Origin of the sequence: Paenibacillus wynnii, assembly GCF_000757885.1 — a bacterium.
In the GTDB taxonomy this organism is placed as follows: domain Bacteria; phylum Bacillota; class Bacilli; order Paenibacillales; family Paenibacillaceae; genus Paenibacillus_AQ; species Paenibacillus_AQ wynnii.
Genome location: NZ_JQCR01000003.1, coordinates 889,252 through 902,647 on the forward strand (window position 1 = coordinate 889,252; position 13,396 = coordinate 902,647).

The 13,396-nt window shown below is 41.7% G+C and carries 20 protein-coding genes; 12 read left to right on the forward strand and 8 right to left on the reverse strand.

Features of this window, described 5'->3' with window-relative positions:
- Nucleotides 1-89 precede the first annotated feature (89 nt).
- The 3 genes from PWYN_RS19520 to ypfJ all read left to right on the forward strand — a co-directional run bounded on the left by PWYN_RS19520 (nt 90) and on the right by ypfJ (nt 3,247).
- Nucleotides 90-1,568: a TPM domain-containing protein gene (locus PWYN_RS19520; protein ID WP_036655404.1), complete on the forward strand. Its 1,479-nt coding sequence runs from the start codon at nt 90-92 to the stop codon at nt 1,566-1,568.
- Nucleotides 1,569-1,586: 18 nt separating this feature from the next.
- Nucleotides 1,587-2,204: a DUF1349 domain-containing protein gene (locus tag PWYN_RS19525; RefSeq protein WP_036655406.1), complete on the forward strand. Its 618-nt coding sequence runs from the start codon at nt 1,587-1,589 to the stop codon at nt 2,202-2,204.
- Nucleotides 2,205-2,398: 194 nt separating this feature from the next.
- Nucleotides 2,399-3,247 (forward strand): KPN_02809 family neutral zinc metallopeptidase, encoded by an 849-nt coding sequence (gene ypfJ / locus PWYN_RS19530; RefSeq protein WP_036655408.1) that lies wholly within the window; start codon nt 2,399-2,401, stop codon nt 3,245-3,247.
- A gap of 19 nt (nt 3,248-3,266) precedes the next feature.
- Here the strand turns inward: ypfJ and PWYN_RS19535 are convergent, their stop codons facing one another.
- Nucleotides 3,267-4,010 carry a spermidine synthase gene (locus PWYN_RS19535; protein ID WP_036655411.1) on the reverse strand — a complete coding sequence of 248 codons (744 nt, stop codon included), beginning with the start codon at nt 4,008-4,010 and terminating at the stop codon, nt 3,267-3,269.
- A gap of 304 nt (nt 4,011-4,314) precedes the next feature.
- On the opposite strand from PWYN_RS19535, the gene PWYN_RS19540 reads away from it, so the two are divergent.
- The 5 genes from PWYN_RS19540 to PWYN_RS19550 all read left to right on the forward strand — a co-directional run bounded on the left by PWYN_RS19540 (nt 4,315) and on the right by PWYN_RS19550 (nt 6,431).
- The gene (locus PWYN_RS19540; protein ID WP_036655413.1) at nt 4,315-4,767 is read left to right on the forward strand and encodes a hypothetical protein; all 453 of its coding nucleotides are present in this window, start codon (nt 4,315-4,317) and stop codon (nt 4,765-4,767) included.
- Between the two features lie 225 nt (nt 4,768-4,992).
- Nucleotides 4,993-5,103 (forward strand): cupredoxin domain-containing protein, encoded by a 111-nt coding sequence (locus tag PWYN_RS30710; protein ID WP_084146801.1) that lies wholly within the window; start codon nt 4,993-4,995, stop codon nt 5,101-5,103.
- 172 nt (nt 5,104-5,275) lie between these two features.
- Nucleotides 5,276-5,476: a hypothetical protein gene (locus PWYN_RS29335; RefSeq protein WP_157261223.1), complete on the forward strand. Its 201-nt coding sequence runs from the start codon at nt 5,276-5,278 to the stop codon at nt 5,474-5,476.
- Between the two features lie 46 nt (nt 5,477-5,522).
- Entirely contained in the window at nt 5,523-6,116 is a 594-nt protein-coding gene (locus PWYN_RS19545; RefSeq protein WP_036655416.1) for a YdeI/OmpD-associated family protein, read from the forward strand.
- A gap of 66 nt (nt 6,117-6,182) precedes the next feature.
- A complete protein-coding gene (locus PWYN_RS19550) occupies nt 6,183-6,431 on the forward strand; it encodes a hypothetical protein (RefSeq protein ID WP_036655418.1) in 249 nt (82 codons plus the stop codon).
- Between the two features lie 61 nt (nt 6,432-6,492).
- Here PWYN_RS19550 and PWYN_RS29340 read toward each other — a convergent pair whose 3' ends face one another.
- Nucleotides 6,493-6,645: a hypothetical protein gene (locus PWYN_RS29340; protein WP_157261224.1), complete on the reverse strand. Its 153-nt coding sequence runs from the start codon at nt 6,643-6,645 to the stop codon at nt 6,493-6,495.
- A 66-nt stretch (nt 6,646-6,711) separates the two neighbouring features.
- On the opposite strand from PWYN_RS29340, the gene PWYN_RS19555 reads away from it, so the two are divergent.
- Complete coding sequence (locus PWYN_RS19555; RefSeq protein ID WP_036655419.1) at nt 6,712-7,053, forward strand: DUF2512 family protein; 342 nt, start codon at nt 6,712-6,714, stop codon at nt 7,051-7,053.
- Nucleotides 7,054-7,154: 101 nt separating this feature from the next.
- Here PWYN_RS19555 and PWYN_RS19560 read toward each other — a convergent pair whose 3' ends face one another.
- Nucleotides 7,155-7,538 (reverse strand): hypothetical protein, encoded by a 384-nt coding sequence (locus tag PWYN_RS19560; RefSeq protein ID WP_036655421.1) that lies wholly within the window; start codon nt 7,536-7,538, stop codon nt 7,155-7,157.
- Nucleotides 7,539-7,699: 161 nt separating this feature from the next.
- Here PWYN_RS19560 and PWYN_RS19565 point away from each other — a divergent pair, with 161 nt between their 5' ends.
- Nucleotides 7,700-8,971, forward strand: coding sequence for an MFS transporter (locus PWYN_RS19565; protein WP_036655423.1), 1,272 nt, complete (start codon nt 7,700-7,702; stop codon nt 8,969-8,971).
- A 14-nt stretch (nt 8,972-8,985) separates the two neighbouring features.
- Here PWYN_RS19565 and PWYN_RS19570 read toward each other — a convergent pair whose 3' ends face one another.
- The 5 genes from PWYN_RS19570 to PWYN_RS19585 form a co-directional block, all read right to left on the reverse strand.
- The gene (locus PWYN_RS19570) at nt 8,986-9,642 is read right to left on the reverse strand and encodes a YitT family protein (protein WP_240479795.1); all 657 of its coding nucleotides are present in this window, start codon (nt 9,640-9,642) and stop codon (nt 8,986-8,988) included.
- A gap of 157 nt (nt 9,643-9,799) precedes the next feature.
- The gene (locus tag PWYN_RS30080) at nt 9,800-10,201 is read right to left on the reverse strand and encodes an ABC transporter permease (RefSeq protein WP_052088177.1); all 402 of its coding nucleotides are present in this window, start codon (nt 10,199-10,201) and stop codon (nt 9,800-9,802) included.
- An 86-nt stretch (nt 10,202-10,287) separates the two neighbouring features.
- Nucleotides 10,288-10,428, reverse strand: coding sequence for a hypothetical protein (locus tag PWYN_RS29350; RefSeq protein WP_157261225.1), 141 nt, complete (start codon nt 10,426-10,428; stop codon nt 10,288-10,290).
- Nucleotides 10,429-10,752: 324 nt separating this feature from the next.
- Nucleotides 10,753-11,463, reverse strand: coding sequence for a hypothetical protein (locus PWYN_RS19580; RefSeq protein ID WP_052088179.1), 711 nt, complete (start codon nt 11,461-11,463; stop codon nt 10,753-10,755).
- A gap of 165 nt (nt 11,464-11,628) precedes the next feature.
- Nucleotides 11,629-12,264, reverse strand: coding sequence for an FMN-dependent NADH-azoreductase (locus PWYN_RS19585; RefSeq protein ID WP_036655427.1), 636 nt, complete (start codon nt 12,262-12,264; stop codon nt 11,629-11,631).
- Between the two features lie 283 nt (nt 12,265-12,547).
- Between PWYN_RS19585 and PWYN_RS19590 the strand changes: the two genes are divergently transcribed.
- Both PWYN_RS19590 and PWYN_RS19595 read left to right on the forward strand, forming a co-directional pair.
- Nucleotides 12,548-12,868, forward strand: coding sequence for a hypothetical protein (locus tag PWYN_RS19590; protein WP_240479796.1), 321 nt, complete (start codon nt 12,548-12,550; stop codon nt 12,866-12,868).
- A complete protein-coding gene (locus PWYN_RS19595) occupies nt 12,868-13,392 on the forward strand; it encodes a hemerythrin domain-containing protein (RefSeq protein ID WP_338049215.1) in 525 nt (174 codons plus the stop codon). Before PWYN_RS19590 ends, PWYN_RS19595 begins: the two co-directional genes overlap by 1 nt.
- The last annotated feature ends 4 nt before the right edge of the window (nt 13,393-13,396 follow it).

Here is a 13,396-nt window from a genome sequence, read left to right on the forward strand (position 1 = left end):
GAAGGATACTTAGGGAGCCGTGTTGAATTTTAAAACATTGAATAGATTACCAAATATGAAGTGGTTGTATAGGAGAAAGGGAGTTACATATGATTTCTAGAATTACGAGAATTGTTACTTTGGTATTTACTCTGCTGCTGTGTCTAATGATACCTTCGTATGTGTTGGCTCAGAACGCTTTGCCAAAACATACGGGTTCTTTCTATGTAAACGATTTTGCCAATGTTATTGATCAGAAAACTGAAAATTATATGGTGAACTATGGAATACGGTTGCACAAAGATTCGGGGGCACAAGTCGTATTAGTTACTGTAGAATCTACAGAAGGGACTCCAATTAAAGAATACGCCACGGCGTTATTCAATAGCTGGGGGGTTGGATCCGCTGAGAAAAACAATGGGCTACTCTTATTATTTTCTATTCAGGATGATGACTATTGGGCCGTACAAGGTAAGGGAATAGAGAATTCCTTAAGTAATGACAAAATTTCTAGTATACTATCCCAATCTCTTGAACCCGACTTTGCAGCTAAAAATTACAATAGTGGGGCACGTAAATCTTACGGGGCTTTTATACAAAGTTTGGGAGGAACCTGGGCAGAGCAAGTAAGCTCGAAAAATTATGTGGCAGATAATGCGGGTGTCTTTAAACAGGTTACCAAGGATTATATTAATCAATCCAGCAATCAATATCGAGCAACAACAGGAACTGGTATTTATGTGGTAACGGTGACTAAAAACGGAGAAAAAAACCTCCAGGATTACACCTATAAGAAATTCGGCTCTATGGGTGCAGGACCCAAGGATGTAATGCTGGTTCTAGATATAAACGGAGATCATTATCATGTATTACAGGGGAAAGATATAGATCAGATTCTGACAAATGATAGGATCAGCAACATTCTTGACACGGAGCTTGAGCCGCTTTTTGCTAAAAAACAGTATGCTTCGGGTGCAACTGCGACTACAAATGCATTTTACAGTTTTTTTCTGGCAAGAGCAGATTCCACCCCAATTACAACTGTAAAGGTTCAGAGTTCAACGACTACCGAGCTAAAACAAGAATCAAGTTCATCTGGTCTAACTAAGGGGATCATTATTTTCTCAGGTATCATCTTTATAATAATATGGATTGGAATCGTCTCAGGACGTCGTAACAACAATTTAGGGTTGTATGGAGTTCCGTATAATCCCTACAGTTCCCGAAATATAAGACGTTATGGACCTTGGCAAGGTCAAGTGAATAACGGTTATCGCCGGCGTTGGTATAATCGCAATCGTCATCCTTACCGACATAACACACCATCCATAGAGCAAAATAACTTCTGGGGAAATAGAGGAGACGGGGGTTCAACAAACGGCGGTGGTGCGGGTCGTTACTCCTCAGTTGTTAGCTACCAAGAAGATGACAATGACGGAGGAGCCAGTACCGGAGGGGGCGCCGGTCGCCATTCCTCAGGCGGAAGCAATTACTCTGATGACGATGATTCTTACGGAGGCAACGATGGATCTTCTGGTGGCAATGGCGGCAGCGCTAGCAGCGGTGGAGGAGCAGGAAGACACTCTTAATTAAGGAGGATGTGTATTATGAGTTTTACATCAATCCCTTGGAATTTAGGGAGTTGGAGTAATGACCCCAAATCGGTTCGATTTGAGGGGAATACACTTCTTGTGGAAGCTGCGGAAGGAAGCGATTATTGGGAAAAGACGTTGTACCAATTTCAACATGACAATGGTCACGCTCTTTTAACCCCATGGGAAGATACTGACGGAGTAGAGGTTTCGTTTAAGCTGAATAGCTTAACAGAACTTTATGATCAAGCTGGAATAATGCTATGGTACAGTCCAACCCAGTGGATTAAGGCCGGTATCGAAATGAATGATGACATCCCTCATCTAGGGGCTGTAGTCACTAATGAATACTCCGACTGGTCTTTATCCCCGGTTCCCGATTGGGCAGGTGGAATGGTTACGCTTCGCGCTTCCCGACTCAATGATGCTGTAATCATACGTGCCCGGACTGAAGAGCATCCTTGGCGGACAATCCGTGTGGCACGGTTTCCCTTTACTTCTGGCAAAAAGGCGGGTCCCTTCCTATGTGCACCTACACGATCCAGGTTTCAAGTCGCCTTTAGTCATTGGTTAAGTACCAAACCAGATGAGGACCTACATATCGATCCGCCGATTGTTAATTTGAACGACTGATTCATATGTAAAGGCTGAGGTGGCAGGATAATCCTGTCGCCTTTTTGCTGTTGAATTATAGTATTTTCAATGGAGCATAAAAATTGTCAGAAGGTAAAATGTGTTGAACTCTCTCATTCTAGGGTATATCACTTATAACTTCATAATATTTTTGTATTTAAATCACTTCATATATGACCTAAGGAGGACAAACCATGCAATGGAGAGGCAGAAAAGGCAGTAATAACGTAGAAGATCGAAGAGGCATGGGCGGAGGCGGTAAAACGTTAGTGGGTGGGGGCATCGGCAGTATCATTATCTTTCTGATCGTAACTCTGCTCGGCGGTAATCCGGGTGACCTGTTGGGCACTACAACTTCTAATACAACATCAAACACTTCATATACAGAGACTGCTCAAGAGAAAGAACTTGCTGATTTTGTATCTGTTGTACTGGCTGATACTGAGGAAGTATGGACAGATATTTTTAAACAGCAAAATAAGGTCTATGAAAATCCAAAGCTTGTACTATATACAGACAGTGTGGAGTCAGCTTGCGGTGTAGCAGGTTCATCAGTCGGTCCCTTTTATTGTCCAGGTGATCACAAGCTGTACATTGACCTAAGTTTCTATGAAGAGCTTCAGCAAAAATTTAAATCCCCCGGTGATTTTGCCATGGCTTATGTAATAGCCCACGAGGTGGGACACCATGTGCAGACGCTGCTCGGAACGACGGAGAAGATTATGCCTTTAAGTCAAAAGCTTAGCAAAGAGGAGTTCAATAAATATTTGGTCCGTTTTGAGCTGCAGGCCGATTATTTGGCCGGTGTATGGGCTAATCACGCGCAGGATATGAATGTACTGGAAGAGGGCGATTTAGAAGAAGCCTTAACAGCTGCAAGTGCTGTCGGAGATGACAGTATCCAGAAACAAGCCCAAGGGTATGTTGTGCCTGAAAGCTTCACACATGGTACATCCGAGCAGAGAAAGCAATGGTTCTATAAAGGGTTCAAATCCGGAACAATAGAAGGTGGAGATACCTTCAGTGCAGCTTCAGGTTTCTAACCCCGTTAATAATTACCCGTTAATAATTATCTGTAATGATATATCCATCTCCCCCTTGGATCTCTCGGAATCCAGCCATCAGCCGTTCCTGAAACTTTAAGGGCTGATGGCTGGCCATGATCAGGATATTCTGATGATCGTTGGCCCCTTCTGCCGGAAGGGCAAAAGATTTTAGATAGGGAAAAACCTCTCTAAGAGTCGTATGAATGGCATTGATTAAAGTGTCATTCTCACTTTTCCCAATCGCATTCATGATGAGAGATCCTTGGGGGTTAAGCTTTTCAGTGATCGTTGTGAAGAATTCTCTAGATATTAAATGTTTGGGAGTTCCTTTGCTGTTAAAGGCGTCTAAAACTACATAATCATAAACCTCATCGTCCTCACCTTCGAGAATAGACCGGCCATCTCCTACAGTCACATTGTCTAGTTGATAATCAAAAAACCTTCGGCTTAACTCCACGACCTCAGGGTCGAGTTCCGCGATTGTAAAAATTTTATCCGCAAAATATCCTGCAATTGTTCCTATACCATGCCCAATCACAAAGACATTTTCAAACTCAGGGTTATTAGACTTTAGAAGGTGGATGATCGCCCGAGGATACTCTAGAACAATACGATCCGGATTCTCCAAGTCCAGTGCCCCTTGTACAGCCTCGTTAGAAAACTGTAAGACTCTAAATTTTCCCTTCTCACCATACAGATGGTTCGTTTCGAATACAGTGATTTCATGATTGAAATTTTTATTTGTATGTAAATATTTCAAAGTGTTATTCTCCTTCGTTCAAGTTATAAGTGTATTTTGTACACCTATCTCCGCACATTAGTTCCTTCAAGCGACTATAGTTGCACTTTCTGCACTTATATATGAAGCTATAGTGATTTTTGGGCCAATATTTGCAAAATAAGTGCAATAAATACAATTAAATAGCTTCTCTATCACATTGTTAGGCAAATAGCTGCATAAAGTGCAACTAACAAAGAAAAAACTTTATTTAAAATTCAAACCGTATTGTCCATTCAGACGTTTACCTATAATAATAGACCCATTAAATAGGAGGTTATTGTAGATGAAGAAGTATGGACGGTTACTATTATCTGTTTCGCTGGCGATGGTGATGCTTCTACCGGCAGCATTATCCTCGGCGGCAGAAGTCAGTACGGGACAGGCAGGAAGCACCACCGTTAAGACAGATGGCCAGACAACCTTCGAGCTAGGGCTTCTCACGGGAGATGGAAGCGGTGTGAATGCTCAATATTTGTCCAAATCATCAACTCGTATTCAGGCTGCAATTATTTCGCTCAGGCTCCAGGGCAAGCTCGATGAAGCTATCGCATACACCGGAAAGAATAACTTTGTTGATTCCAATCTGGTGGGTAAAAGCAATCAAGCCATCCTTGCTTATCTGCACAGTCACCCCGAATACGGCTGGAACGGTGCAGGCGCTAACCGCTTTGATCCCTTAGCCATCATTAGTTCGCAGGCAGCTATACAAAGTACTCCTAGAAGTTTTAGGTTTTGATAAATCCAATAAGGACTTTATCTTTAAGGATACCGAGTCGTTCGCGGCAGGTAAAGGCCTAATGCAAATTGCCGGGCTCCCCAAATTAACGAATGCTCATATCGCTACGGCATTGGTTGAGAGCTTATCCGCCCAAATGCTTGAAGGTCATACTCTATTTGGTGTGTTAGGGATGAGATACGGCATTCGGCTACAGCGGAGGATAAATCCTTTAACAGTGACCTTATGGGCAAGGATGAATCCAAAACGTTTGCCTTCGACAAGCAGGGTGAATTTAGTTACTTCTGTATCCCTCATCCGGGCATGAAAGGTTCGATTACTGTTAAGGCCGACTAAAGAGGTAAGTGCTTTCTCATCGGCAGGGGAGCCGTTAGTGGTTCCCCTGCTTTTACCTTGCGTTCTCGCCAAATTGCTCTATTTCTATTATGATTAGTACGGGTTCCCATCCTAAGTCGACCTGGAGGCATCGTCCACATGCATAATCTATCGGATTATGAATTGATGCTGCTTGCTGCTTGTGAAGCGAAAGCGGCAGGAAGCATTATCCGTCTTATACGACCGATACGCTGGGTTGGTAGGGCTGGTGCCCTATCAACCTGAGGAGCTGGAAAGCATTCCGGACCTGGACTTCGATAAGATCGGGATCACCCTTGAGCCTGACGATAAAGGAGATCAACCGAGAGGGCAGAAGATGTTTGGCTCGGTATAAGATAATGAGCTAATGACAAAATTAAATAGAAGAGGGGTGTTTCTTGATGACAAATCGTAGAGTAAATCCTAAGGTTGAAGAATTTTTAAGTAAAGCTAAAAAGTGGAAAGAAGAATATGAGACGTTGAGAAATATCGTTCTTGACTGTGAACTAACCGAAGAATTCAAGTGGATGCATCCTTGTTACACTTATGATACAAAAAACATCCTTTTAATACATGGATTTAAAGAATATTGTGCGATTCTGTTTCACAAAGGTGCCTTGTTAAAGGATGCTCAGGGAATTCTAATCCAACAAACGGAGAATGTACAGGCGGCGCGCCAGATTCGGTTTACCAACGTTCAAGAAATAGTTGAAATGGAAACTCTCTTGAAAGCCTATATTTATGAAGCCATTGAAGTTGAAAAAGCTGGTTTGGAAGTGAATTTTAAAAAGACGACAGAATTCATAATACCTGAAGAACTTCAAAATAAATTGAATGCTATCCCTGCCTTGAAAACTGCTTTTGAAGCATTGACGCCGGGACGGCAAAGAGCATACCTTCATTATTTTTCTGAACCTAAACAATCCAAAACAAGAGAGTCAAGGATTGATAAGTATATGCCGCAAATTCTGGATGGAAAGGGATTAAATGATTAGCGGATAAAATATCGCTGTGATTCGCATAATAGGAACGGCGTGCCATAAGACAAAGGAGGAACTACATTGAATCAGAATCCAGGCGGTAAGCCTCCAACAAAAGCAGAACAAGCCTTGAATTCAGTAGAAACAGCTCACCGCTCTGTCCGTGCAGCGGAAGAGCATCCTTCGAGCGAGTTGATTACTCAGGCCGACCGTTCCATTAGACATGCTCAAGCTGCAGTAGATCAATCTGATGTTAGCGGCTCGTTAGAAGCAGCACAGCTTGCAAAAGAACAACTCCGTAAGGATGAAGAAACCCTGGACGGAAAATAAACCGTTTCAAGAATAAAAGCGTCTGAGCCCTATCTACTCGGGGCTAAGACGCTTTTTTGTTCTACTTATTTTTTTGAGAATTTTCATCAACGGATGTACGATCATCCCCAGCCTCATGTACTGGAAGCATGCTTGGGTGTGGATGAATACCCGTATCTTCGTATTTTGTTTTTGGATCATTGTCAGTTTCATCAGGTGTGTGGTCATGCGGCATCAGTAAATCCCCCTTTCTGCAGTAGAGTGTGAATTTGGAGCTTCAATTATACGTTTATATTTTTATGTGAACCCTTTTAATCGGAAGAGGATAATTACGGTACATGGGCTCATGATAACTGCTTTACTTGTTCTATTGTCTAATGCTTCAGCAGCAGGAGCACTCATTACGGCCCTCGGTATTGCAATTGTCTCCTACGTGCTTGGTGATCTTATGATCCTGCCACAATCCACCAACTTGTTTGCGACTGCTCTGGATGGAGTACTTGTATTCCTAGTTTTATGGTTTGTTAGTATATCGGCAGATTGGACGATGTCCTTCGTCGATATCCTAATTATTACAGCGTTGGCTGGTGTTTTTGAATATTTCTTTCACATGTGGCTACGACGCGTTCCTGCCAGAGTTTAAAGCACTTAAGTCTGTAAAAGCTAAAAAGGAAGCCAGTCCCCGGTTTTTGGAGACTGGCTTCCTTTCGTCTTTGATTCCTAGCAGCTTAATCGAAATATTCATTAAATAACAACCGAAGGTGGGAGACAAAGACCTATCTCTTTGAAGAGATTACGGATTTCAGCTCCTTTGGAAAGGTTGATCTTAATTTCTTTCATGGCTGCACTTTTAACAAGTTCCATAACTTTTTCTTCTGAGCCGTCTTTCTCAACGACCTTATCGTTTCCTTCTTTATTCAGAACCCAGAAGATATAATTCAGGCCTGGATCTTCTTCTGGGAAACTAAATACAATGACAAGATGGACATCAAAATGATTGTCAAAAAACTGCATTACCCCGCGGATATAATTATCCTCATTTTTCTTTGAAGAAAGCGAAACTCGTAATGAATTTTGGATTCCTATCCGCTCTATCTCATCTAAAATATACTCAATAAACAGCTTCACATGGATTAGTCCTTTCCTTTAATGCTGAGGTTAATAGATTATTGATTTCAATATTCCCCAAAAGATGACTATCTAATACAAAGGTCTTGAGTATAAGGATAACAAGGGAGGGACAATCTAACGGGGACATTTGGTGTGAATTAAAGGAGGCTACTTAAGCAATGGCTGAGCATACATCGGGTAAAACCATCGTGGCAATTGGATCAATCCCATTGATTATGACGCTGGGAAATTCCATGCTCATCCCAGTTTTGCCTAAAATGAAATCGGAACTTCATCTCTCTTCGTTTCAGGTAAGTATGACTATTACCATATTTTCACTTGTTGCAGCTTTTTCCATACCCATTTTGGGTTACTTATCTGACCGTTTTTCACGTAAAGCCGTTATTATTCCTGCGTTAATTCTTTATGGATTAGGTGGCCTATTAGCTGGGTTCGCCGCGGCTACTTTTGCAAATGCTTATACTTGGATTCTCGTGGGTCGAACTTTGCAAGGGATTGGAGCAGCAGGAACAGCCCCAATCGCAATGGCTTTGGCGGGGGATCTTTTCAAAGGGGCAGAGGAGAGCAAGGTATTGGGGCTTGTTGAAGCTTCTAATGGATTTGGTAAGGTTATCTCGCCCATATTAGGATCTTTGATTGCATTAATCGTCTGGTACGGAGCGTTTTTCGCTTTTCCATTAGTTGTTCTAATTTCCATAGGTTTGACTTGGTTCTTTATCAAGGAAAAGAAAAAAGATAAAGAACCGCCAGGTTTAAAAAAGTACATTTCAGGATTAATGAGTGCTTTCAAGGAACAGGGCAGATGGCTTTTTACAGCGTATTTAGCAGGAGCTACTTGTTTGTTTACCTTGTTCGGGATTCTCTTTTATTTATCGGAAATACTGGAAAAAACCCATAACATAACAGGAGTAATGAAGGGATTAATGTTGGCCATTCCTTTATTAGTCATGTGTACTACGTCTTATATAACCGGTGCGAAAATAGGTAAAAATAAGAAGTTAATGAAAAAGCTGATTGTGCTGGGTTTTACCTTAATGACCATCTCTTACGGGATACTTTCGTTTGTAAACAACCTAACATTATTCATATCCGTTCTGGCATTGAGCAGTCTGGGTACGGGGTTTATCCTTCCTTGTATCAACAGCTTTATCACAGGTGCTGTAGGTAAAGAGCGGCGTGGATTTGTTACTTCACTATATGGTTCGGTACGGTTCTTAGGAGTTGCGATTGGACCTCCCCTGTTTGGCTGGTTGATGGAGTGGTCCAAAGTTGGGATGTTTCTATCCCTTGCTGGATTTACATTTATCGTTGGACTGCTCGCATTGCTGATGATTCGAGTTGGCAATACTCCGGATGAGGAATCCTCGGGGAAAGAAGGAAAGAAAGGGAAGAGGCCAGTACACGTATTAGAGACGGCCCCCGGCAGATAATAACCTAGTCCAAGCTATTTTTTACGCCAAGCTAAAGAGTATACAGGGGTTTCCCTATGAAAGGGCGGGTTGTAGATCCAGGTGACAATCCGCGTAGACACCCATTGGCAGATGACAGCAAGGATAATGATCTTCCAATCAATAACATATGCTGCTAGCAAAAAGATAAATCCGTTCATCCAAAATAACGTTTTGCCCGGGTTGATGCGTTTGTACTTATAAATGGCTAAAGCAACATAACCAATGCCTCCATTTGAAACGCGTTGACTCAGGAGAATGGAGATACCCGCACCTAACAGGATCGAGCCTGCAAGCAGATCTACCCAAATATTTGAAAAGGGCGATTCGAACAATACATCTAACACATTTACGGAAACAGACGTGACGGTTATGACCATAATTGTGCCTAGTGCGCTGATTTTCCCAAGATATTGTACTGTAAAAAGTAAAAACATTATGTTCATAAGCCATAACCCGAGGCTCATTGGTAAATGAATCCAATAGTTAAGCAGTACCGCCAGACCTGCAGCTCCCCCGGAGGGTATTGAATGAGGGAACAGAAAGACGGCCATTCCGAACCCTTGCACAACTGAGCCTGTGAATATTAGTGAACCCTTTTTCAATAGACGGCTAAGAAAGTACAACTTATAATTGCCATGACTCGTTTTCACAGGTATCACCCTAAGTGGAAATGTAATGGTATGCTAGTCCTCTTATAGTCTATGCTCGTCAGCATGGAGAATGACATCTATATATAATCATGTGAATTCAAAAAACAAAAAGACACTCACACCTTGTTTTTTATGTGGAGTGTCTTTTAAATTTAGTTTATTTTTGGAACAGCGTTAAAGGCATACTCCAAATCGTCCTCGTTCGTATGGTTAGGTAGGAATTTGCCGGGAGTCCAATAATATGGTTTAATATTTGGTTCACGATAGAACTGAAAGCGGGTTTGTCTTTCTGCCTCGGTCTGGACAAAGTAATGGGAACTAGCATCTGAATAGAGGTATCAAATAGCAGCTCTGTGGTCCGAAACAACCCGTTAAATAAACCAAACATGAATCCGATGCTTCCTCCGATTAGAAAACCGATGGATGCACGCCACAGACTAACCCATACGTGGTGAAACAGTTCACCTGATCGCATCAGTTCTACAGTAGCAAAGTAGACATCCGAAGGTGCAGGGGGATATGGGTTGATAGAAAGCCTGTTTTGGTAGTAATCTGCCATCCAATTAATAGAACTGCCGGTATACCCCAGGGCAACAATTTATAAATGAAGTTGGATACTGAATTCTTCAACTTCCTTCATTCCTTTTATTTCAATTTGTGGACTCGATCTTCGATATTCACTTTTTTCGGGATGATCTTCAGTTCATAGAAAATGTCCGCAATCTTCTGCTGTTCACTGATTATCTCCGCATCGATCTCTACCAAACCATAGACTCTTCTGTTCACAGCCAACTCCATAGAAGCCGAGAATAATACATCGTGGTTACCGCCTAGGACTAGGACTATTCCTCACCCTCGAAAACAAACGTATTTCCCGTTTTTCTTTTGTCGCCCCCCTTTAAAACATAGCCTTCTAAAGCTCTGTGTTCTAATTTATTTTATCCGGTCACCTCTTCTATAGATCTGGAAAATAATCCATATTCAGTGGTGGCTTGAAACTCCTAGGTGGAGTATAAAGAATCATCATTTCTACGCAAAATGCGGGTATAGCAAAGTAGGAGAACACGACGATGATTTTGTATTTGAGAAGCAGATAGCTCCTCAGTCCATTTAATCCAATGAGGCCAGTGCAAGCAGTAGTATACTGAAACACGCTACCCCGAGTAAAAAAGGTGAAATACGGCTGTTCTGCTCCTTAGGTAGTTCCTCTTTAAGGACATTTAGCAAGATCCCGCCTGCAAGAAAGGCAAATATGGAGGCTGTTACGGACTTATCAACGTGTCTAACTAATCCTAGTGCCCAACCGCAGAGCACAGCGACTGCTAAGATCCATCGGCCTTTTCTGTCATAGCTTTCTTTGTGTGAGGATCTCAGTGAGTGGTCATTGACCATAAAATGCAAGGTCATAGCAACCGTAAACAGCAGCACATTTGAAATACCATCATCCATGCGATCCTGTAAAAGATAACCGATCAATAAATTGTAAAAGAAAAAGGAACCCATATGAACCCAGAAAGCTCCGTCAGATTGCGCCTTTGTCTTTACTAACCACTCTAAAGAATAAAACAACACAAGCCCAATCATTGCAATAAGGTAGATATGATATTCAAAGTAATTTAATATCTTAGGCAAGCCTTGATTAAGAACCTTCTGATTTCGTTCAAGTTCAGGCATGATATGAATAAAAACATATGCGACAGAGATTCCTCCGGCAGCAGAGAGTACCCAACTTCTAGGATTCGTACGAATAAATCGCATGCTCTTGGTGAATATGTGGGCGCAAGCTATAAGGACCGCCATAGTGAGGGTTAGCCAGGTCATAAATTGTCCCTCCATATATAATATAATTCCCATTATTAACATGGAGTAGCGGGTTACATACTCATGTTTTAGATGCGATAATAATCGATTGAACGAAAAAGAGGTTGACCAATATTTGGTCAACCTCTTTCTTGGGTAATGCCAGTTAGAGAATTTAAGAAGAAGTTAGAACTGAGCTGCAAGGGCCTTCGCTTTAACAATTGCATTCTCTTTAATAGTTTGAGCTTGGTCTGGAGCAGCAGCCATACCTTCTACAAATATTCCTTCAAATGACGGAATACCGAAGAATTGTGAAATTTTCTTCAGGTAACTAAACCCGCTTTCAAATGAAGCCGCTGGACCTTCGGAGTAAATTCCGCCGCTAGCTTGGATATGTAAACCTTTTTTATCCGTTAACAGACCAACTGGACCCGTCTCTGTGTATTTAAAGGATTTACCAACTACAGAAATAGCATCAATATATGCTTTCATAACAGGAGGGAAGGAGAAGTTCCACATAGGAGAAACAAAAACATATTTATCCGCAGCCACGAACTGATCCACGATTTCACCTAGGCGTACAACCTTCGCTTGTTCCACATCAGACAGCTGGTCAAAACCGCTTCCTGATTGCAGTTTACCCCAACCGCTGAATACATCAGCATCAATTGCAGGAATATCCAGTTTGTACAAATCCAGATGAATAACCTCATCGGATGGGTTGGCGTTACGGTAGGCTTCAACAAACTCTTTACCTACCGCGAGGCTAAACGAGGTATGGTGATCATGCGGGTGAGCCGTAATATAAAGTACAGTAGACATTATTGAATCTTCCCTTCTATTTTGAAATGGTTTCACCTTATTATAACAAATATAAAGTAAATATCAAATACTTAATCACTTACATATAGTTATATTATTTAGAGTGACTAAAACTACATACAATATTCCCTAAATAAGAGTTATACATTCTCATGCCTTTAGTAGTTTGTTTCAATATAGGGAGTTCCCTCATTCGCAGTTAGGAAAGTCCTAATGGGGGGAAAACTGCAGTTTCCCTGTGCTATACTGAAAAAAAAAGCAGTAAAGAGAGGATGAAGTCTAGGTGGCAGGACCATCTTTGCGCCAGTTGCACGCTCATCATGCCATTCATCAAGGAGGGCTCACCGGTGCTATTGCATTAACAGAGAAAATGGAAGAACTTATGAGGGAGAAGGCGTTCGAGGAGGCTCGACAGGAAGCAGGCCAATTAATTGAGTATTGGGAAACACGGATACTTAGCCATGCCGACGCCGAAGAAGAGGGGTTTTACCAGGAAATCGTGGAGAAAAATCCAAACTTGAGGGATGCTGTCGTAAAACTTATACATGAGCATGATTTACTAAGAATTATAGTTAAGAACGTCTTGTTCGTGGAAGCTTTATGATGAATAAATCAGAACTGCGGTTTACTAAACCCGCCATACGGATTCTAGAAAATGAACATCGTTACTTAAGTTATCTAATGGAAGAATGGCATGCAATCGTACTCCTGTTTGAAAGAGAAAAAATGAGTCTGGAAGAAGGTCGTAGACAACTTGATAAGCTGAGAACACAGATTACGAATTTTATGAAGCCGTTAAAGAAACATACTGACAAAGAGGACAGGTATTTTCTCCCGTTACTAGGAAACTACATCGGTTTAGAACAGGGGCCGATTGTCGGCATTCAAGAGGAACATCGCGAAATTGATGGATATATCGGTCACTTTCTCCATTACACAGAGGGAAATACAGATCTTCTTTCGCTGGGTGAAATCCAAGCGGCTGTCAAAGATGCCGGAGAGGCATTTGAAGTTCTGACTGTACATTTTATGAAAGAGGAAAACGTGCTTTTTGAGATGGCGGAAACACAAATAACTGAAGCTGATCATAAAAAGTTATCCGAAAAATTGAACACACTCATTACTTGAGTAA